This is a genomic window from Methylocystis rosea SV97 (assembly GCF_000372845.1).
In the GTDB taxonomy this organism is placed as follows: domain Bacteria; phylum Pseudomonadota; class Alphaproteobacteria; order Rhizobiales; family Beijerinckiaceae; genus Methylocystis; species Methylocystis rosea.
In genome coordinates, this window is the sequence record NZ_KB889963.1 from 942,027 (window position 1) to 959,600 (window position 17,574).

Below are 17,574 nucleotides of genomic sequence, written 5' to 3' on the forward strand. Positions count from 1 at the left end.
TGGAATGACGGCGCTACTGGAAATTCGCGACCTCAAGGCCGAGATTGCCGGCAAGCAGATCCTGAATGGCTATGACCTCACCGTGAAGGCGGGCGAGGTGCATGCGATCATGGGTCCCAACGGCTCGGGCAAATCGACGCTGTCCTATGTGCTCTCCGGCCGGCCCGGCTATAAAATCACCGAGGGACAGGCGCTGCTCGCCGGCGCCGATCTGTCGCAGATGAGCGTCGACGAACGCGCTGCGGCGGGGCTGTTCCTCGCGTTTCAATATCCGCTGGAGGTGCCGGGCGTCGCAACGATGACTTTTTTGCGCGCCGCGCTCAACGCGCAGCGCAAGAAGCGCGGCGAGGAGGAAATGTCTTCGCCCGATCTGATCAAGCGCGTCAAGGAACTCGCCAAGATCCTCGACATGGACATGGAGATGCTGCGGCGTCCGGTGAACGTCGGCTTCTCGGGCGGAGAGAAAAAGCGCGCCGAGACGCTGCAGATGATGCTGCTCGAACCCAAGCTGTGCATCCTCGACGAGACCGACTCGGGACTCGACATCGACGCGCTGAAAGTCGTCTCCAACGGCGTCAATCAATTGCGCTCGAAGGACCGCGGCATCGTTGTGATCACCCATTATCAGCGGCTGCTCGATTACATCACGCCGGACGTCGTTCATGTGCAGTCTGCCGGCCGCATCGTGCGGACCGGCGGGAAGGAGCTTGCTCTGGAGCTCGAGGAAACGGGCTACGCGCGCTACCAAAGCGAGGCGGCATAAGTCATGGGCAACGCACCGACCACTCGCAAACTCACCGACGCCGAGGCTCGGCTGGCGGAAATCTTCGCCATGCAGCAAAGCGATGGCGCGCCGCAGCTTGCGAAGCTGCGCACCGCCGCCTTCGACGCGTTTTCGAAGACCGGCCTCCCCAACCGACGCGACGAGGCGTGGAAATACACGGATTTGCGCGCCCTGCTGCGCGACGTGAAGCCCCTGGCGGCGCCGCCGGAAGATAGCGCGAAGGAAAGCGCGCGGAGTGCGGCAGTTCTTGAGGGCGTCGCGGCGCGGCGGCTCGTCTTCGTCGGCGGCTATTTCGTCCCGGAGCTTTCCGATCTTGGCGATTTGGAAGCAGGGTTGAGCGTCGTGTCGCTGTCGGAGGCCTTAGCCAAGGGCGACGCCGGGACGACGGCACAGATCGGGAATGTGGGCGAGGTCGACGATCCGGCCTTTGCGCTCAACACCGCCTTCATGGGCGAAGGCGTCGTTATTCGGGTCGGCGCCGGCGTATGCGTGGACAGGCCGATACAATTGGTTTTCGTGGCGGGCGCGCAGCCGGCGACCTATTTCCTGCGCTCGCTTGTCATCGTGGAAAAAGGCGCGCGGGCGACTCTGATCGAGAGCTTTGAGGGCGAAACGGCGCAGGAATACCATGTGAACGCCGCGACCGAAATTGTGCTGGAAGAGGGCGCGTCCCTCGAGCGACTCAAGATCAGTCGCGAAGGCGCCGCCGCCATGCATGTCTCGACATTCGTCGCCTCACTCGCCGCCGATGCCCAGCTGAGCGATTTCGGGTTCAATCTCGGCGGAGCCGTGTTGCGCAACCAGTCCTTCATCAACATTAACGGGCAGGGCGCCCATGCCGGCCTGCGCGGGGCCAACATATTGAAGGGCAAGGAGCACGCCGACGCGACCTTGTTCCTCGATCATGCGGCGGAACGTTCGGAAAGCAAGGCGCTGTTCAAATCCGTGCTGGATGACTCGTCGCAGGCGGTGTTTCAGGGGAAGATCCTGGTTCGGCCCGGCGCGCAAAAGACCGATGCGCGCATGATGGCCCGCACGCTATTATTGTCCGAAGGGGCGCAGGCCAACTGTAAGCCTGAGCTAGAAATCTTTGCTGACGACGTGCAATGCGCGCATGGGTCGACCGTCGGTGCTTTGGACGAGAACTTGATTTTCTATTTGATGGCGCGGGGGATTCCCCAGGCGGAAGCCCAATCGCTGCTGACGGAAGCCTTCGTCGGGGAAGTGATCGACGTCGTGGCGAATCGCAGCCTGCGAGAGGCTCTCACCGGCCTCGTTTCCGAGCGGCTGAGAACGCGATAAAGATTCCAAACCTGTGAACGACGCATCATATGACGTCGCGCGGTTTCGTCGTGACGTTCCGATTTGAACGTAAAAATCCACGGTAGCCGCGAGTCGACCTCGACAACGCGGCGTCGGCGAAAATGCCTCGACATGGATAATGCGGCAGACGCTCGTCCGAGCGGATGAGCCGCCCTGCGTCGCCGAACCTGTCGACGATGTTGAATCTGTAACAAGTGTCGTCACACGGATTGTAGGGACGTGTTTGAATATTTACATTGTTGGATCGCCATACAGCTTTGAAATATAACGTAAAATGTTAGTTCAGGCGCTGGCATGGTTGTTGCGATCCCTCCGGCAAACTGATGCATCGCTCCGTCTCAGCCGAGAGTCGGCAAAGACGACTTTGCAGCGACAGAAGGAAGCAAAGCCATGACGTCTCTGGATGTTGGAACGGCGGAGGCAGCTGAAGGGGTGAACGCGGCGGTCGCCATGGGCGACGTGATGCAGAAGATCGCCGAGCACAAGGGGTGCGGCACGTCGGGCGGCAGCGGAAAGGCGAGCTGCGGTTCGGGCGCCGGTGAGGGCGACCTCCCGACGGAGATTTGGGAGAAGGTCAAGAACCACCCCTGCTACAGCGAAGAGGCGCACCACCATTATGCGCGCATGCATGTCGCCGTCGCGCCCGCTTGCAACATCCAGTGCAACTATTGCAACCGCAAATATGATTGCGCCAATGAATCGCGCCCCGGCGTCGTCAGCGAGAAGCTGACCCCGGAGCAGGCCGCGAAGAAAGTTTTGGCCGTCGCCTCCACCATTCCGCAAATGACGGTTTTGGGCATCGCCGGCCCGGGCGATCCACTCGCCAATCCAGAAAAAACCTTCAAGACATTCGATCTGATCTCGCGCACCGCGCCGGATATCAAGCTCTGCCTGTCGACAAATGGCCTGGCGTTGCCGGATCACGTCGACACGATCGCTGGTTACAACGTCGATCACGTCACGATCACCATCAACATGGTCGATCCGGAAGTCGGCGCGAAGATCTATCCTTGGGTGTTCTGGAAGCATAAGCGCTACACCGGCGTCGAAGCGGCGAAGCTTCTCACCGACCGCCAGCTGCAGGGCCTGGAAATGCTCACCGAGCGCGGCATTCTGTGCAAGGTGAATTCGGTGATGATCCCGGGGGTCAACGACAAGCACCTCGTCGAAGTGAACAAGGCCGTCAAATCTCGCGGCGCGTTCCTGCACAACATCATGCCGCTGATCTCGGCTCCGGAGCACGGCACGGTGTTTGGCCTTAACGGTCAGCGCGGTCCGTCGGCGCAAGAGCTGAAGGCGCTGCAGGACAGCTGTGAAGGCGAGATGAACATGATGCGCCACTGTCGCCAGTGCCGCGCCGACGCGGTCGGCCTGCTCGGCGAAGATCGCAGCGCTGAGTTCACGACCGAAAAGATCATGGCGATGGAGGTCGACTACGATCTTGAGTCCCGCAAGGCCTATCAAGAGAAGGTCGAAGAAGAGCGCGTCGCCAAGGTGGCCGCGAAACAGGAAGAGCTGGCGACGTTGGCCGGCGCGGCGAGCGACATCAAGTTGTTGATCGCGGTGGCGACGAAGGGTTCGGGCCTCATCAACGAACATTTCGGTCACGCCAAAGAGTTCCAGGTTTACGAACTCTCGACCTCGGGCGCGAAATTCGTCGGACATCGCCGCGTCGATCTCTACTGCCAGGGCGGATATGGCGACGAGGACAGTCTGGAGACGGTTATCCGCGCCATCAACGACTGCCATGCGGTGTTCGTCGCGAAGATCGGCGGTTGCCCGAAGAACGACCTGATCAAGGCCGGGATCGAGCCCGTCGATCAATTCGCCCATGAGTTCATCGAGAAGTCGGCGATCGCCTGGTTCAAGGCCTATCTCGACAAGGTGAACAGCGGCGAAATCGAACATCAGGAGCGCGGCGACGCCGAAATCCGACAGGGCGCGCTCATCAACGCGGCTTGAGACATGCGTCAAGGAACCAGCTAGGGAGCAAGACATGACGCTTAAGATCATTTCCTCGCAGTGCACGAGTTGTTCGGCCTGCGAGCCGGAATGCCCGAATGTGGCGATCACCGAGAAGAACGGCACATTCGTCATCGATCCGAAGAAATGCACGGAGTGCATCGGCCATTTCGACGCGCCGCAGTGCGCGGCGGTCTGTCCGGTCGACAACACCTGCGTGATCGACAACGCCTATCCCCGTTACCAAGCACCGGCTTGAGGAGGCCGCAATGAAATTTACGCTTACGCCGGCCGCACAAAAATTCATCCGGCGAATGATTCAGTTCAGCGCCAACCCAGGCGGAGGCTTTCGCTTGATGGTGTCGCCGGGCGGGTGCTCCGGGCTCAGCGCGCTGTTTGACGTCGAAGCCGCGCCGCGCGCCGGCGATCAGGAGTTCATCGTCGAAGGCGTGAAGTTTTTCCTGCCGGCCGAAAGCCGCCTGCTGCTTGATGGCGTCACGATTGACTTCGCCGATTCCTCTTCAAGCGGGGGGCTCGTCTTTCACGATCCAAAGAACACGGGATCGTGCAAGAGCACCGGCGGGCCCGTCATGGAGCATGTGCATTAAAGGCGCGCGTCATGGTGAATGGCGAGCACGCCACTCTAAGCCCCGACGAGAAGGAACTTCTCGCCGGGGCGCTGCTTGGCGAGGGCCTGCCATCGGAGGCCGAAGAATTTCTCCATCTCGCCAGCGAAACCTACGCTGACTCTGAAACGGCTGAGCGTTACTTACGCCAGGCCCAGCAATGGGCCCCGGATCACGCGGCGGTGCTGATCGGCTTCTATCGCTTTTACTTTTACAAAGGCAGATTGCGAGAAGCATTGGAGATCGCCAATCGCTGTCTCGAAAAAGCGGCGCGCGAAAACAACATGCCGCGGGACTGGCGACGCGCCTCGGCGCAGGACGCGGTTTTTGACCGCTACGACGAAATTCTGCCGCGCTTCTTTCTCTTTACGTTGAAGGGCTACGCCTATTTGCAGATGCGCCTTGGCGAGTTCGACGAAAGCCGGGTCGCCATCGCCAAGCTTCTCGAGCTCGACCCAACGGACAAGATCGGCGCCAAGGTTCTTCTTGGCGTTCTAGACAGAATCGGCTTTGACGATGACGCGTGAGATCGACGAAGCGCGCGACTGGCGCGGTCTGGATATCGATTGTGCGAACTGCGCGCATCGGGACCTGCTGGCCGCGGGGCGGTGCGAATTGCGCAAAGCCTGCGTGCACGACCGATATGCGCGGCGCATCGATCGCTTCTTCAATTGGAATCCCGAACTCGCCGACGGCTATCTCGCGCATCCCCATTTCGAAGTGCGCGCCATAGCGGCGAAATTCGCCAATCCGTTTCTCTTGCCGCGCTTATTGTCGGATCCCGATGAAACCGTGCGCTGGGAAGCGGTGCGCCGATTGCCTGCGCGTTATCAATGCGAATTGCGCAACGATCCGCATCGCGAGGTGCGCATCCGCGTCGCCACTCTGCTTGATGATCCAGACCTTCTGCCGATGATGCAGGATGAGGATTATTACGTGCGGATCGTGATCGCGCGGAAGGTGGCGCCGGCGCTGCTGGTGATGATGTTCGATGATCCGGAAGTGGAAGTCCGGCGTATTGTCGCGCAACGGATCGACGCCCAGTGGCTCGGGCGCGTGTGTCGAGATTCGAACGCCGATGTGCGCCTTGAGGCGGCGCAAAGGCTGACGCCGGAACAATTGTTGGATTTGAGAGATGACGTCGATTGGCGCGTGCGCCATTACGTCGCGACGAGACTGAACGTGGATGAAATCGGACATTTGATCAACGACAGCGATCCGCTCGTCGCGGAGGCCGCCCGCGAACGTCTCGCGGGCGAGGCATTGAAGGGATGAAAGCCTGCCGACGACGTTGCGCCATTGGCGCCGCCGCGTCGCCGCATCAGCCTTAAGCCGGCTTCAACTCGCAGCCCGCCCCACGACGAAATCCAAAGACGCGCCGCCAGCAGTCAGGACTGTTCCGGCCGCCAAAGCGTCGGCAAGCCTGTCCAGGCGGATCAACGCGAGGCCCCTATCGCCGCTGTGTGAGCCGACCACGCCGATTTCGATCTCGCCCGCCATGACTTTTGTTCCGGGCGCCGGAGCCTCGCCGTCCACGTGGTAAGGCGTCACGCGCTTGCGCACGAGGTTGCGATGTTTCGTGCGTGAGACCACTTCCTGGCCGATATAGCACCCCTTGGTGAAATCGACGCCGGCGAGCAGGTCCATGTTCGCTTCGTGCGGAAATGCGGCGCCATAGGCGAAATCAACCCCGCCTTGCGGAACGCCGGCGGCGATGCGCGCCGCTTCATAATCTTCGCGAGCGTCTTCCACCTTCGCGCCGCGCGGCGCGATCAAACGCCAGCCGAGCGTCTCGGAGCGCGGGTCCCGCGCCATCGCCAGCGCAGGAATTTCCGGTCGCGCCTCCCCGAGAACGGCGAAGGCTGCGAATTCGTCGCTTTTGGATGTGACGCTCACCGACGCGCGCAATTTGTACATGCCGAGACGGCGCAGGAGATCCGGCTCCAAGCTGCTCGGGCAATCAAGTAAATAGCGGCGCATTTCGCCGTCGCCTTCCACAAAGACAAGGAAGTCGACCAATATCTTTCCCTGCGGCGCCAGCAGCGCGCAGAAGCGGGCTTCGCCCGGGACGAGCTTGGAGATGTCGTTGGTGACGAGATTATGCAAGAATTTCGTCGCGTCGGCCCCGGCAATTTGGACGATGCCGCGATCCTGGAGGCTGATGACTGCTGACATTGTGTCTTATGCTCCAACCGCGTCTGTAAGCCGCCGCGGTTTGTCGTAAGCGCGCGACTCGCCGGATCGATTCTGAAAGCAATGATCCTGCCATGGCTGCAATCCATGCCGGAAAGCGCGGCGTGCGTCACGCACCGGGCTCGCCATCGCGCCGCCGCCTCTTCCAAGGAAGCGGACCTTTCAAAACCACCCGTGCGCGGCGAAAAAGCGCCCAAAAACTTTCGACCGCGTCGGCAATAACTTTGTCGCCCACATCACATGGTTGTTAGCTTTTTGACATCGAACAACCGGTCGTCGCTCATTCACAAATGATTGATTCAAAGCCATGTTCATTCGGCGGTCGCACTCCGCAAGCGCTGGCATGGACATTGCGAAAGAGGGACCGGCTCGACAGAATCGAGGGCCGTCGCAGAGAACCTCTTACTGGGAGTCCTTCTCTAACTCGGCAGCGAAGCAAGGCGCCGCGAGAGAGCTGCGGCAATGAGTAGGGGCCCAAGAGGAGATAGACATGTCGTCACTACGGCAAATCGCATTTTATGGCAAAGGGGGCATCGGCAAGTCGACGACGTCCCAGAACACGCTCGCCGCTCTGGCTGAGATGGGTCATCGCATTTTGATCGTCGGCTGCGATCCGAAGGCTGACTCGACGCGCCTCATCCTGCACGCCAAGGCGCAGGACACCATCCTGAGCCTCGCCGCCAATGCAGGCAGCGTCGAGGATCTCGAAATCGAAGAAGTGATGAAGGTCGGCTATCTCAACATTCGTTGCGTCGAGTCGGGCGGACCGGAGCCTGGAGTTGGCTGCGCGGGCCGCGGCGTCATCACCTCGATCAACTTCCTCGAGGAAAACGGCGCGTACGAAGACATCGACTATGTGTCCTACGACGTGCTCGGCGACGTGGTCTGCGGCGGCTTCGCCATGCCGATCCGCGAGAACAAGGCGCAGGAAATCTACATCGTCATGTCCGGCGAGATGATGGCGATGTATGCCGGCAACAACATCTCCAAGGGCATTTTGAAATATGCCAATTCCGGCGGCGTGCGCCTGGGCGGTCTGGTCTGCAACGAGCGTCAGACCGACAAGGAGCTCGAGCTTGCGGAAGCTCTGGCGAAGAAGCTCGGCACGACGCTGATCTACTTCGTGCCGCGCGACAATATCGTGCAGCACGCGGAGCTGCGCCGCATGACGGTTCTGGAATATGCGCCGCAGTCCGAGCAGGCGAATCATTACCGCAATCTCGCGGTGAAGATCCACGCCAACCAGGGCAAGGGCATCATTCCGACGCCGATCACGATGGACGAGCTCGAAGACATGCTGATGGAGCACGGCATCATGAAGGCGGTCGATGAGAGCCAGATCGGCAAGACCGCAGCCGAACTCCAGGCGATCGCCTAACCCGTCAACGCATGAGCGTCGACCTCCCGCACGCGGGAGGTCGAGCTGAAATCCAGAAAGCATTAAAGGAGACATCAAATGAGTGTTTCGCCCACATTGAGCGTTGCGGAGATCAAGGACCGCAACAAAGCGCTCATCGAAGAAGTTCTGAAGGTTTATCCCGAGAAGACCGCCAAGCGCCGCGCCAAGCACCTCAACGTGCATCAGGAAGGCAAGCCGGATTGCGGCGTGAAGTCGAACATCAAGTCGATCCCCGGCGTGATGACCATTCGCGGCTGCGCTTACGCCGGCTCGAAGGGCGTTGTCTGGGGCCCGATCAAGGACATGATCCACATCAGCCATGGCCCGGTGGGCTGCGGCCAATATTCCTGGGCGGCGCGCCGTAACTATTACATCGGCACGACCGGCATCGACACTTTCGTCACGATGCAGTTCACGTCCGACTTCCAAGAGAAGGATATCGTCTTCGGCGGCGATAAGAAGCTCGCGAAGATCATGGACGAGATCCAGGAGCTGTTCCCGCTGAACAACGGCATCACCGTTCAGTCGGAATGCCCGATCGGCCTCATTGGCGACGATATCGAAGCGGTGTCGAAGGCCAAGTCGAAGGAATATGACGGCAAGACCATCGTCCCGGTGCGTTGCGAAGGCTTCCGCGGCGTTTCTCAGTCGCTCGGCCATCACATCGCCAACGACGCGATCCGTGATTGGGTGTTTGACAAGATTGCTCCCGACGCCGCGCCGCGTTTCGAGCCGACGCCTTATGACGTCGCCATCATCGGCGACTACAACATCGGCGGCGACGCCTGGTCGTCGCGCATCCTGCTTGAGGAAATGGGCCTGCGCGTGATCGCGCAATGGTCGGGCGACGGCAGCCTCGCCGAACTGGAAGCGACGCCGAAGGCGAAGCTGAACGTTCTGCATTGCTACCGTTCGATGAACTACATTTCGCGCCACATGGAAGAGAAGTACGGTATTCCGTGGTGCGAATATAACTTCTTCGGCCCGAGCAAGATCGCCGAATCGCTGCGCAAGATCGCCAGCTATTTCGACGACAAGATCAAGGAAGGCGCCGAGCAGGTCATCGCGAAATATCAGCCCCTGATGGACGCGGTGATCGCCAAATACCGTCCGCGTCTGGAAGGCAAGACGGTCATGCTGTTCGTCGGCGGCCTCCGCCCGCGTCACGTGATCGGCGCTTACGAAGACCTCGGCATGGAAGTCGTCGGCACGGGCTATGAGTTCGGCCACAACGACGACTATCAGCGCACCGCCCAGCATTACGTTAAGGACGGAACGCTGATCTACGACGACGTGACCGGCTACGAATTCGAAAAATTCGTCGAGAAGATCCAGCCCGATCTCGTCGGCTCCGGCATCAAGGAAAAATACGTCTTCCAAAAGATGGGCGTGCCTTTCCGCCAGATGCACAGCTGGGACTATTCGGGCCCCTACCATGGCTATGACGGTTTCGCGATCTTCGCGCGGGACATGGACATGGCGATCAACTCGCCGGTCTGGAAAATGACCAAGGCGCCTTGGAAGACCGAGGAACTGCCGCTGCTCCAGGCCGCGGAATAAATCAGCGCCGGCGCGTCGCGAAGGCGCGCGCCGGCTCCCCCCAATGCATGACGCGAGGGTTCGACCATGCCGCAGAGCGCAGAACACGTCCTAGACCATTTCGACCTCTTCAGAGGTCCCGAGTACCAGCAGATGCTGGCGAACAAGAAGAAGATGTTCGAAAACCCGCGCGATCCGGCCGAGGTGGAACGCGTGCGGGAATGGGCCAAGACCCCCGAATATCGCGAGAAGAACTTCGCTCGTGAGGCGTTGACGGTCAATCCGGCCAAGGCCTGCCAGCCGCTCGGCGCGGTCTTCGCCGCCGTCGGTTTCGAGCAAACGATTCCCTTCGTTCATGGATCGCAGGGCTGCGTCGCCTATTACCGCAGCCATCTGTCGAGACACTTCAAGGAGCCGAGCTCCTGCGTGTCCTCGTCGATGACGGAGGACGCGGCGGTGTTCGGCGGCCTCAACAACATGATCGACGGCCTGGCCAACACCTACAACATGTACAAGCCGAAGATGATCGCCGTCTCGACCACCTGCATGGCGGAAGTCATCGGCGACGATCTGAACGCCTTCATCAAGACCTCGAAGGAAAAGGGCTCGGTTCCGGCGGAATACGACGTTCCCTTCGCTCACACTCCGGCCTTCGTTGGCAGCCACGTCACCGGCTACGACAATGCGCTGAAGGGCATCATCGAGCACTTCTGGGACGGCAAGGCCGGCACGACGGCCAAGCTCGAGCGCAAGCCGAATGACAAGATCAACTTCATCGGCGGCTTCGACGGCTACACGGTTGGCAACATGCGCGAAGTCAAGCGCATCTTCGGCTTGATGGGCATCGACTACACAATCCTCGCCGACAACAGCGAAGTCTTCGACACGCCGACGGACGGCGAGTTCCGCATGTATGACGGCGGCACGACGCTGGAAGAGGCTGCCGATGCGATCAACGCCAAGGCGACGATCTCGATGCAGGAATATTGCACCGAGAAGACGCTGCCGCTGATCGCCGCGCATGGACAGGAAGTCGCCGCCTTCAATCACCCGATTGGCGTCTCGGCGACCGACAAGTTTCTCATGACCCTGTCGCGCATCACCGGCAAGCCGATCCCTGAAGAGCTGGCGCGCGAGCGTGGTCGTCTTGTTGACGCTGTGGCCGATTCAAGCGCCCACATTCACGGCAAGAAATTCGCGATCTACGGCGATCCGGATCTGTGCCTCGGCCTCGCCGGGTTCCTGCTGGAGCTTGGGGCCGAACCGACGCACGTGCTCGCCACGAATGGCGGCAAGGCTTGGGCGGCAAAAGTGCAGGCGCTGTTCGACTCCTCGCCGTTCGGCCAGAATTGCCACGTCTATGCCGGCAAAGATCTTTGGCATATGCGTTCGCTGCTGTTCACCGAGCCGGTGGATTTCCTGATCGGCAACACCTACGGGAAATATCTCGAGCGCGACACCGGCACGCCGCTGATCCGCATCGGCTTCCCGATCTTCGATCGCCATCACCATCACCGCTATCCAGTGTGGGGCTATCAGGGCGGCTTGAACGTTCTGGTGTGGGTGCTCGATCGCATTTTCGAATCGATCGACGCCACCACCAACGTGCCGGCGAAGAGCGACTATAGCTTCGACATCATCCGCTAAGACGATGTGGCTCCCGCCCCGAGCGGCGGGAGCCACAACTTGCTCGCAGTAACGCTGTCGCAACGTGAAGGAGAAGAGGCATGAGTTCGCTTTCGGCCACGATCCAGGACGTTTTCAACGAGCCGGGCTGCGGTAAGAACGCGAACAAATCAGAAGCCGAACGCAAGAAGGGGTGCACCAAGCAATTGCAGCCCGGCGGCGCGGCTGGCGGTTGCGCCTTCGATGGCGCCAAGATCGCCCTTCAACCACTCACGGACGTCGCCCACCTCGTGCATGGCCCGATCGCCTGCGAGGGCAATAGCTGGGACAATCGCGGCGCGAAGTCTTCCGGCTCCAATCTGTGGCGCACCGGCTTCACGACCGACATCAACGAGACCGACGTGGTCTTCGGCGGCGAGAAGCGGCTGTTCAAATCCATCCGCGAGATCATCGAAAAATACGATCCGCCCGCGATCTTCGTCTATCAGACCTGCGTTCCCGCGATGATCGGCGATGATATCGACGCTGTATGCAAAGCGGCGCGCGAGAAATTCAACAAGCCGGTCATTCCGATCAACTCCCCGGGCTTCGTGGGGCCGAAAAATCTCGGCAACAAGCTTGCGGGCGAGGCGCTGCTGCAACATGTGATCGGCACGGAAGAGCCGGAGTATACGACGCCCTACGACCTCAATATCATTGGCGAATACAATCTGTCCGGAGAATTGTGGCAGGTGAAGCCGCTGCTCGACGAGCTCGGCATTCGCATCATGGCCTGCATCTCCGGCGACGGAAAATATAAGGAGGTCGCCTCCTCACATCGCGCCAAGGCCGCGATGATGGTGTGCTCCAAGGCGATGATCAATGTTGCGCGCAAGATGGAGGAGCGCTACGGCATCCCCTTCTTCGAAGGCTCCTTCTACGGCATCGAGGATAGCAGCGACTCGCTGCGCGAGATCGCGCGCATGCTGATCGAACGCGGCGCGCCCGCTGAATTGATGGATCGAACCGAGGCGCTGATCGCGCGGGAAGAGGCCAAGGCCTGGGCGGCGATCGCCAAATACAAGCCGCGCTTCGAAGGCAAAAAGGTGCTGCTGATCACCGGCGGGGTCAAATCCTGGTCGGTCGTCGCCGCGCTGCAAGAGGCGGGTCTCGAACTTGTCGGCACGTCCGTCAAGAAGTCGACGAAGGAAGACAAGGAGCGCATCAAGGAGCTGATGGGCCAGGACGCCCATATGATCGAGGATATGACGCCGCGCGAAATGTACAAGATGCTCAAGGATGCGCGCGCCGACATCATGCTCTCGGGCGGCCGCTCGCAGTTCATCGCGCTGAAAGCCTCGATGCCCTGGCTCGACATCAACCAGGAGCGACATCACGCCTATATGGGCTATGTCGGCATGGTGAAGCTCGTCGAAGAGATCGACAAGGCGCTTTACAATCCCGTTTGGGCGCAGGTGCGCAAGCCGGCGCCTTGGGAAAAGGCCGGAGAAAATTGGCAAAGCCGCGCGATGGCGCAGGCGGAAGCCGAGGCGGCGGCGCTCGCCGCCGATCCCGTGAAGGCGGAAGAGGCTCGCCGCGCGAAAAAGATCTGCAATTGCAAGAGCGTCGAACTCGGGGTGATCGAGGATGCGATCCTCGCGAACAATCTCTCGACGGTCGAGGGCGTGCGCGAGAAGACGAACGCCTCTGGCGGCTGCGGCGCCTGCGCCGTGCGCATCGAGGAAATTCTCGCGCAGATGGTCTCGGCCTCTCACGCGATCGCGGCGGAGTAACGCAATGGCGACCGTCTCCGTCAGCAAGAAGGCCTGCTCGGTCAATCCGCTCAAGATGAGCCAGCCGATCGGCGGCGCCTTGGCCTTCATGGGCTTGCGGGGCGCCATGCCGCTCCTGCATGGCTCGCAAGGCTGCACGTCTTTTGGCCTGGTGCTGTTCACACGGCACTTCAAAGAAGCCATTCCGATGCAGACGACCGCGATGAGCGAAGTCGCGACGGTCCTCGGCGGTTACGACAATGTCGAGCAAGCGGTGCTCAACATCTACAACCGAACGAAGCCCGAGATCATCGGCATTTGCTCGACGGGGGTCACCGAGACGAAGGGCGACGACGTCGACGGCTACATCAAGCTCATTCGCGAGAAGAACGCGGCGGTCGCGCATCTGCCGATCGTCTATGTGTCGACGCCTGACTTTAAAGACGCCTTCCAGGATGGCTGGGAAAAGACGGTGACGCGCATCGTCGAAACGATGGTCGAGGCGCCAAAGAGCGCCTCACGCCGCGATCCGACAAAAATCAATGTGCTGCCAGGCTGCCATCTGACGCCGGGCGACCTCGATGAATTGCGCACGATCATCGAGGATTTCGGCTTGGAGCCGACTTTCCTGCCCGATCTCGCCGGTTCGCTTGACGGCCACATACCGGATGATTTCACCCCGACGACGATCGGCGGCGTCGGCGTCGAAGAAATTTCGATGATGGGTCAGGCCGGCTGGACGATTGCCATTGGCGCGCAAATGCGGCGGGCCGCCGAAGCCATGCAAAAGAAGACCGGCGTTCCGTTCCGGATGTTCGAGCGGCTTTGCGGGCTTGAGGCCAATGACGCGCTCATGGCGTTCCTGACGGACATCAGCGGCCGCCCGGCGCCGATGAAATATCGTCGCCAGCGCGGCCAGCTTGTCGACGCGATGCTGGACGGTCATTTCCACATTGGCGGCCGCAAACTTGCGGTCGGCGCCGAACCGGATCTGCTCAACGAGATCGGCGGTCTGCTGACCGAAATGGGCGCGCAACTTCTTGTCGCGGTGACGACCACGCAATCGCCGGTGCTCGAACGACTGCCGACCGAAGAGGTGCTGATCGGCGATCTCGAAGACCTCGAGAATTTGGCGAAGGCCAAGGACTGCGATCTGATGGTCACCCATTCGCACGGCAGGCAAGCGGCCTCTCGCTTGAAGATTCCCTTCTTTCGCATGGGTATTCCGATGTTCGACCGCCTCGGCGGCGGGCATCAGTTGATGGTCGGCTATCGCGGCGGTCGCGATTTGATCTTTGACATCAGCAATCTGTTGATGGCCGATCACGAAGACAACCACGAACCGACACCTGACAGCTGGCGCGATGGCGTCGGCCCGTCACACGCCGCAACCTCGCACTAGGGGCGAAAAAGGAGGCGCTATGAAAGTCGCATTCGCAACCCAGGATTTGAAACGCGTCGACGCGCATTTCGGCTGGGCCAAGAACATCGCGATCTACGAGATCGGACCGGAAGGTCACGAATTCGTCGAGGCCATCCAATTTGACGGCGATCTCAAGGAAGATGGCAATGAGGACAAGCTCGCGCCGAAGATCGACGCGATCAAGAATTGCGCCATTCTTTACGTCGCTGCGATCGGCGGCTCTGGCGCGGCGCGAGTCGTCGCCAACAACATTCATCCGATGAAGGTCAATCAGCCGGAAGCCATCTCAGACCTCCTGGACAAGCTCCAGGAAGTGTTGAGAGGCGTGCCGCCGCCATGGCTGCGCAAAGCATTGACCAAGGGAAAAGAGCGCGTGCTCGATTTCGAAGAGTGAGGAATGCTCATGACTGAACCTACCGCCGTGCTCGAAAAAACTCCGGTCTCCGAGCTTCCGTTCATGAAGGAGCTCATCAAGGTCTGGCGCGCCCAGGACACGCACGGGACCTGGGAGACGAAGGGCGACCTCGAACTCTTGGCTCCCTATGTCCTCGACAAAGAGGCGCGCCGCGCGCTGCCGATCATCGGCGATCCCGACCCCGAGACGATCTGGCGCATGGAGCTCTTCTTCAACGCCATCGCTCTCTCCATCGAACGCGCCACGGGCGTCATGATCTCGCCCATGCTGAAGATGAGCCACGAGGGGTTCGGCCGCATGGTGCTGATCGGCGGACGTTTGATCGTCGTGAACAAGCAACTGCGCGACGTGCATCGCTTCGGATTCGACAGTTTCGAGAAGCTCGCGTCAGAAGGCGACAAATATGTTCAGTCCGGCGTCGAGATGATCGAAAAATACCCTGACGTCGCAAAATACTGAGGTCAGTGATGAGCGAGATCGACGATCTGAAGCAGGAAATCAAAAAGCTTTCAGCAAAGGCCATGCAGGCCAAAATGGATCTGCATGATCTTTCGGAAGAGCTGCCGATCAATTGGCCCGCGATCCCCGAGATTGCGCAAAAGGCGCATGAAGCTTTCGCGGAGCTGGAGAAGAAGCGCGCGAAGTTGAAGTCCCTGGAGACGGTCTAACTCGAGAAAAGAAAGTATACGGCCATGTCACAAGCGACGCGCGATGGGCGCGATTGGTGTCCAGAATACCTTGTTGCGATCGATCCCGGTAAATGCATCGGTTGCGGACGCTGTTTCAAGGTGTGCGGTCGCGACGTGATGACGCTTAAAGGTTTGAACGAGGACGGCGAACTGGTTGCGCTGGACGACGATGAGGACGAAGAAGTCGAAAAGAAAATTATGGTGATGAATGATACCGGCGCCTGCATCGGCTGCGGCGCCTGCGCGCGCGTGTGTCCGACCAATTGTCAAACGCATGCAGCGGAAGATGTCGCGCTGGTTTGAGTAGAAAAAATGCGAGCCTCCGTCCAGGAGGCTCGCAACGCCAAGCCTGAATTATGCTACTCGATGCCCTGTTCGCGCGCCTTCCACATGGCGGCGATGCGAAAGCGCTCAGCGATCGCGATTGGATCGGCCAGCATCATCGCCTGAGCGTCGGCGAGCGCTTTCCTGACGGTTGCGGTCTCTTCCGCGTTCAGCGCCACGCGGCCGGCGACATGCGTCGCGTCCGGCATGATCGACCAGATTTTTCGCTTCGCGGGGTGCATCTTCACCTCGGTGAGATCGACCGCTTCGAGAGCGCCGTCAAGATAGAGCGCAAAGCCTTTCACTTCGAGTTTTCGTCCATCTTCAGTGATCTTCACGAGAGTCGTCATCGTCACTCTTCCTGTTGCGCGAGCCAGCCATAGCCGCCCTGATCCCAAAGTTGGGCGAGCAGCTTATCTGCATTCCAATCGGGAAACTGGAGCTTCAATTCGTCGTAATCCTTGAGAAAGCGCGCGGCGTCGTCGCCGTGCAATTCAGCGATCATTCCGTCGGCTTTGTTGTGGAGCGTGAAGCGCGTCCGATCGGCCGCGGTGGAGAGAGCATATTCGTCTCCCGTTTCGAGCTCATGGTCATCGCGAACGCTCACGCGCTGCACTCCTTCTTAAGCCGCCACCGCCGCTTGTTCGGCGCGCTCCCACTCCGCCCACGATCCGTCGTAGACGGCGACATCGCCCCGTCCGAGGAGATAGAGCGCCAGGGCGTCCATGCAGGACGTCATGCCCGAAGCACAGGTGGCCACGATCGGCTTGCTCAGATCGACGCCGGCTGCTTCGAACCGCGCGCGCAGCCCTTTGGAATCTACGAGCACGCCTGTCTGCGGATCGACCAGATCGGCCCAAGGCACGTTCACGGCGCCCGGAATATGTCCGAGTTTCTTGAAGGCAAAGACGTCGGTTTGCGAGCCGTCGAATTTGCCCGGCCCGCGTCCGTCGACAATCTGCTCGCCGCCGTTCGCGACAGCGCCTTTCATTTGATCGAAATTGCGGACGAGTTCCGGCCTGAAGTTCGGCGTGAAGGTCCTGGGCTGCGGACGTACCGGCGACATTTCGGTTGGATGTTTGGCGGCGACCCATTGGTTGAATCCGCCGTCGAGCATCGCGACGTTGTCGTGACCGAAAACACGGAACATCCACCACACACGCGCCGCCGCCGAACCGCCGAAGAGCCGGTCGTAGACGATCACGCGGTCGCCGTCTCCAATCCCGAGCAGTCCGACTTTTTTGGCGAAGTCCGCCGCATCCGGCAACATGTGCGGCAGATCGGAATTCGGATCGGCGATGTGATCGACGTCGAAATGAACGGAGCCCGGCAAATGCCGGCCGCGATATTGATTGCGGCCGTCGAGATTGGTGCTCGGATGATGCCAGGTGCAGTCGAGAATGCGAATGTCGCCGTCGCTCAGATGCTCGGCTAGCCATGCCGCGCTGACGAGCGCGCCGGTCAGGGTTTCAGCCATCGGTCGGACCTCTTGTCTGCAAGTTCACAATAGTCGCGCGTCG

Annotated in this window: 20 protein-coding genes; 16 read left to right on the forward strand and 4 right to left on the reverse strand. The window is 60.4% G+C overall.

What is annotated here, in order from left to right:
* Positions 1–4 precede the first annotated feature (4 nt).
* From sufC to A3OO_RS0105075, 7 genes are all read left to right on the forward strand, one after another.
* On the forward strand, positions 5–763 hold the full coding sequence (gene sufC, locus A3OO_RS0105045; protein WP_018406747.1) for a Fe-S cluster assembly ATPase SufC: 759 nt from the start codon (positions 5–7) through the stop codon (positions 761–763).
* A gap of 3 nt (positions 764–766) precedes the next feature.
* Positions 767–2,086: a Fe-S cluster assembly protein SufD gene (gene sufD / locus A3OO_RS0105050; protein ID WP_018406748.1), complete on the forward strand. Its 1,320-nt coding sequence runs from the start codon at positions 767–769 to the stop codon at positions 2,084–2,086.
* Positions 2,087–2,557: 471 nt separating this feature from the next.
* The gene (nifB, locus tag A3OO_RS0105055; protein ID WP_018406749.1) at positions 2,558–4,069 is read left to right on the forward strand and encodes a nitrogenase cofactor biosynthesis protein NifB; all 1,512 of its coding nucleotides are present in this window, start codon (positions 2,558–2,560) and stop codon (positions 4,067–4,069) included.
* A gap of 34 nt (positions 4,070–4,103) precedes the next feature.
* Complete coding sequence (locus A3OO_RS0105060) at positions 4,104–4,328, forward strand: 4Fe-4S binding protein (protein ID WP_018406750.1); 225 nt, start codon at positions 4,104–4,106, stop codon at positions 4,326–4,328.
* 10 nt (positions 4,329–4,338) lie between these two features.
* Positions 4,339–4,677 carry a HesB/IscA family protein gene (locus A3OO_RS0105065; RefSeq protein WP_018406751.1) on the forward strand — a complete coding sequence of 113 codons (339 nt, stop codon included), beginning with the start codon at positions 4,339–4,341 and terminating at the stop codon, positions 4,675–4,677.
* Between the two features lie 11 nt (positions 4,678–4,688).
* Entirely contained in the window at positions 4,689–5,222 is a 534-nt protein-coding gene (locus tag A3OO_RS0105070) for a tetratricopeptide repeat protein (protein WP_018406752.1), read from the forward strand.
* Positions 5,212–5,970, forward strand: coding sequence for a 4Fe4S-binding leucine-rich repeat protein (locus A3OO_RS0105075; protein WP_026222702.1), 759 nt, complete (start codon positions 5,212–5,214; stop codon positions 5,968–5,970). The genes A3OO_RS0105070 and A3OO_RS0105075 overlap by 11 nt, the downstream gene beginning before the upstream one ends.
* Positions 5,971–6,033: 63 nt before the next feature.
* Here A3OO_RS0105075 and ygfZ read toward each other — a convergent pair whose 3' ends face one another.
* Positions 6,034–6,870, reverse strand: a complete 837-nt coding sequence (gene ygfZ / locus A3OO_RS0105080) for a CAF17-like 4Fe-4S cluster assembly/insertion protein YgfZ (protein WP_018406754.1) — start codon at positions 6,868–6,870, stop codon at positions 6,034–6,036.
* A gap of 508 nt (positions 6,871–7,378) precedes the next feature.
* Between ygfZ and nifH the strand changes: the two genes are divergently transcribed.
* The 9 genes from nifH (at position 7,379) to fdxB (ending at position 16,033) form a co-directional block, all read left to right on the forward strand.
* Complete coding sequence (gene nifH / locus A3OO_RS0105090; protein ID WP_018406756.1) at positions 7,379–8,266, forward strand: nitrogenase iron protein; 888 nt, start codon at positions 7,379–7,381, stop codon at positions 8,264–8,266.
* A gap of 78 nt (positions 8,267–8,344) precedes the next feature.
* Positions 8,345–9,847: a nitrogenase molybdenum-iron protein alpha chain gene (gene nifD, locus A3OO_RS0105095; protein ID WP_018406757.1), complete on the forward strand. Its 1,503-nt coding sequence runs from the start codon at positions 8,345–8,347 to the stop codon at positions 9,845–9,847.
* Between the two features lie 66 nt (positions 9,848–9,913).
* A complete protein-coding gene (nifK, locus tag A3OO_RS0105100; protein ID WP_026222703.1) occupies positions 9,914–11,473 on the forward strand; it encodes a nitrogenase molybdenum-iron protein subunit beta in 1,560 nt (519 codons plus the stop codon).
* Between the two features lie 80 nt (positions 11,474–11,553).
* A complete protein-coding gene (nifE, locus tag A3OO_RS0105105; protein ID WP_018406759.1) occupies positions 11,554–13,224 on the forward strand; it encodes a nitrogenase iron-molybdenum cofactor biosynthesis protein NifE in 1,671 nt (556 codons plus the stop codon).
* A 4-nt stretch (positions 13,225–13,228) separates the two neighbouring features.
* Positions 13,229–14,605, forward strand: a complete 1,377-nt coding sequence (gene nifN / locus A3OO_RS0105110; RefSeq protein ID WP_018406760.1) for a nitrogenase iron-molybdenum cofactor biosynthesis protein NifN — start codon at positions 13,229–13,231, stop codon at positions 14,603–14,605.
* 19 nt (positions 14,606–14,624) lie between these two features.
* A complete protein-coding gene (gene nifX / locus A3OO_RS0105115; RefSeq protein ID WP_018406761.1) occupies positions 14,625–15,020 on the forward strand; it encodes a nitrogen fixation protein NifX in 396 nt (131 codons plus the stop codon).
* Positions 15,021–15,029: 9 nt separating this feature from the next.
* Positions 15,030–15,500 carry a NifX-associated nitrogen fixation protein gene (locus A3OO_RS0105120; protein ID WP_026222704.1) on the forward strand — a complete coding sequence of 157 codons (471 nt, stop codon included), beginning with the start codon at positions 15,030–15,032 and terminating at the stop codon, positions 15,498–15,500.
* An 8-nt stretch (positions 15,501–15,508) separates the two neighbouring features.
* Positions 15,509–15,709: a CCE_0567 family metalloprotein gene (locus tag A3OO_RS0105125; RefSeq protein ID WP_018406763.1), complete on the forward strand. Its 201-nt coding sequence runs from the start codon at positions 15,509–15,511 to the stop codon at positions 15,707–15,709.
* Positions 15,710–15,733: 24 nt separating this feature from the next.
* Positions 15,734–16,033 (forward strand): ferredoxin III, nif-specific, encoded by a 300-nt coding sequence (fdxB, locus tag A3OO_RS0105130; protein ID WP_026222705.1) that lies wholly within the window; start codon positions 15,734–15,736, stop codon positions 16,031–16,033.
* A gap of 56 nt (positions 16,034–16,089) precedes the next feature.
* Here the strand turns inward: fdxB and A3OO_RS0105135 are convergent, their stop codons facing one another.
* Genes A3OO_RS0105135 through A3OO_RS0105145 form a run of 3 tightly spaced genes read right to left on the reverse strand, consistent with a single transcriptional unit; the run spans position 16,090 to position 17,531 of the window.
* Complete coding sequence (locus A3OO_RS0105135) at positions 16,090–16,404, reverse strand: hypothetical protein (RefSeq protein ID WP_026222706.1); 315 nt, start codon at positions 16,402–16,404, stop codon at positions 16,090–16,092.
* 2 nt (positions 16,405–16,406) lie between these two features.
* Positions 16,407–16,661: a hypothetical protein gene (locus A3OO_RS0105140; protein WP_026222707.1), complete on the reverse strand. Its 255-nt coding sequence runs from the start codon at positions 16,659–16,661 to the stop codon at positions 16,407–16,409.
* Positions 16,662–16,676: 15 nt separating this feature from the next.
* On the reverse strand, positions 16,677–17,531 hold the full coding sequence (locus A3OO_RS0105145) for a sulfurtransferase (protein WP_018406767.1): 855 nt from the start codon (positions 17,529–17,531) through the stop codon (positions 16,677–16,679).
* Positions 17,532–17,574 lie beyond the last annotated feature (43 nt).

Coding starts and splice junctions, on each gene's coding strand:
- sufC (WP_018406747.1), top strand. CDS start 5: ATGACGGCGCTACTGGAAATTCGCGACCTCAAGGCCGAGATTGCCGGC.
- sufD (WP_018406748.1), top strand. CDS start 767: ATGGGCAACGCACCGACCACTCGCAAACTCACCGACGCCGAGGCTCGG.
- nifB (WP_018406749.1), top strand. CDS start 2,558: ATGGGCGACGTGATGCAGAAGATCGCCGAGCACAAGGGGTGCGGCACG.
- A3OO_RS0105060 (WP_018406750.1), top strand. CDS start 4,104: ATGACGCTTAAGATCATTTCCTCGCAGTGCACGAGTTGTTCGGCCTGC.
- A3OO_RS0105065 (WP_018406751.1), top strand. CDS start 4,339: ATGAAATTTACGCTTACGCCGGCCGCACAAAAATTCATCCGGCGAATG.
- A3OO_RS0105070 (WP_018406752.1), top strand. CDS start 4,689: ATGGTGAATGGCGAGCACGCCACTCTAAGCCCCGACGAGAAGGAACTT.
- A3OO_RS0105075 (WP_026222702.1), top strand. CDS start 5,212: ATGACGCGTGAGATCGACGAAGCGCGCGACTGGCGCGGTCTGGATATC.
- ygfZ (WP_018406754.1), bottom strand. CDS start 6,870: ATGTCAGCAGTCATCAGCCTCCAGGATCGCGGCATCGTCCAAATTGCC.
- nifH (WP_018406756.1), top strand. CDS start 7,379: ATGTCGTCACTACGGCAAATCGCATTTTATGGCAAAGGGGGCATCGGC.
- nifD (WP_018406757.1), top strand. CDS start 8,345: ATGAGTGTTTCGCCCACATTGAGCGTTGCGGAGATCAAGGACCGCAAC.
- nifK (WP_026222703.1), top strand. CDS start 9,914: ATGCCGCAGAGCGCAGAACACGTCCTAGACCATTTCGACCTCTTCAGA.
- nifE (WP_018406759.1), top strand. CDS start 11,554: ATGAGTTCGCTTTCGGCCACGATCCAGGACGTTTTCAACGAGCCGGGC.
- nifN (WP_018406760.1), top strand. CDS start 13,229: ATGGCGACCGTCTCCGTCAGCAAGAAGGCCTGCTCGGTCAATCCGCTC.
- nifX (WP_018406761.1), top strand. CDS start 14,625: ATGAAAGTCGCATTCGCAACCCAGGATTTGAAACGCGTCGACGCGCAT.
- A3OO_RS0105120 (WP_026222704.1), top strand. CDS start 15,030: ATGACTGAACCTACCGCCGTGCTCGAAAAAACTCCGGTCTCCGAGCTT.
- A3OO_RS0105125 (WP_018406763.1), top strand. CDS start 15,509: ATGAGCGAGATCGACGATCTGAAGCAGGAAATCAAAAAGCTTTCAGCA.
- fdxB (WP_026222705.1), top strand. CDS start 15,734: ATGTCACAAGCGACGCGCGATGGGCGCGATTGGTGTCCAGAATACCTT.
- A3OO_RS0105135 (WP_026222706.1), bottom strand. CDS start 16,404: ATGACGACTCTCGTGAAGATCACTGAAGATGGACGAAAACTCGAAGTG.
- A3OO_RS0105145 (WP_018406767.1), bottom strand. CDS start 17,531: ATGGCTGAAACCCTGACCGGCGCGCTCGTCAGCGCGGCATGGCTAGCC.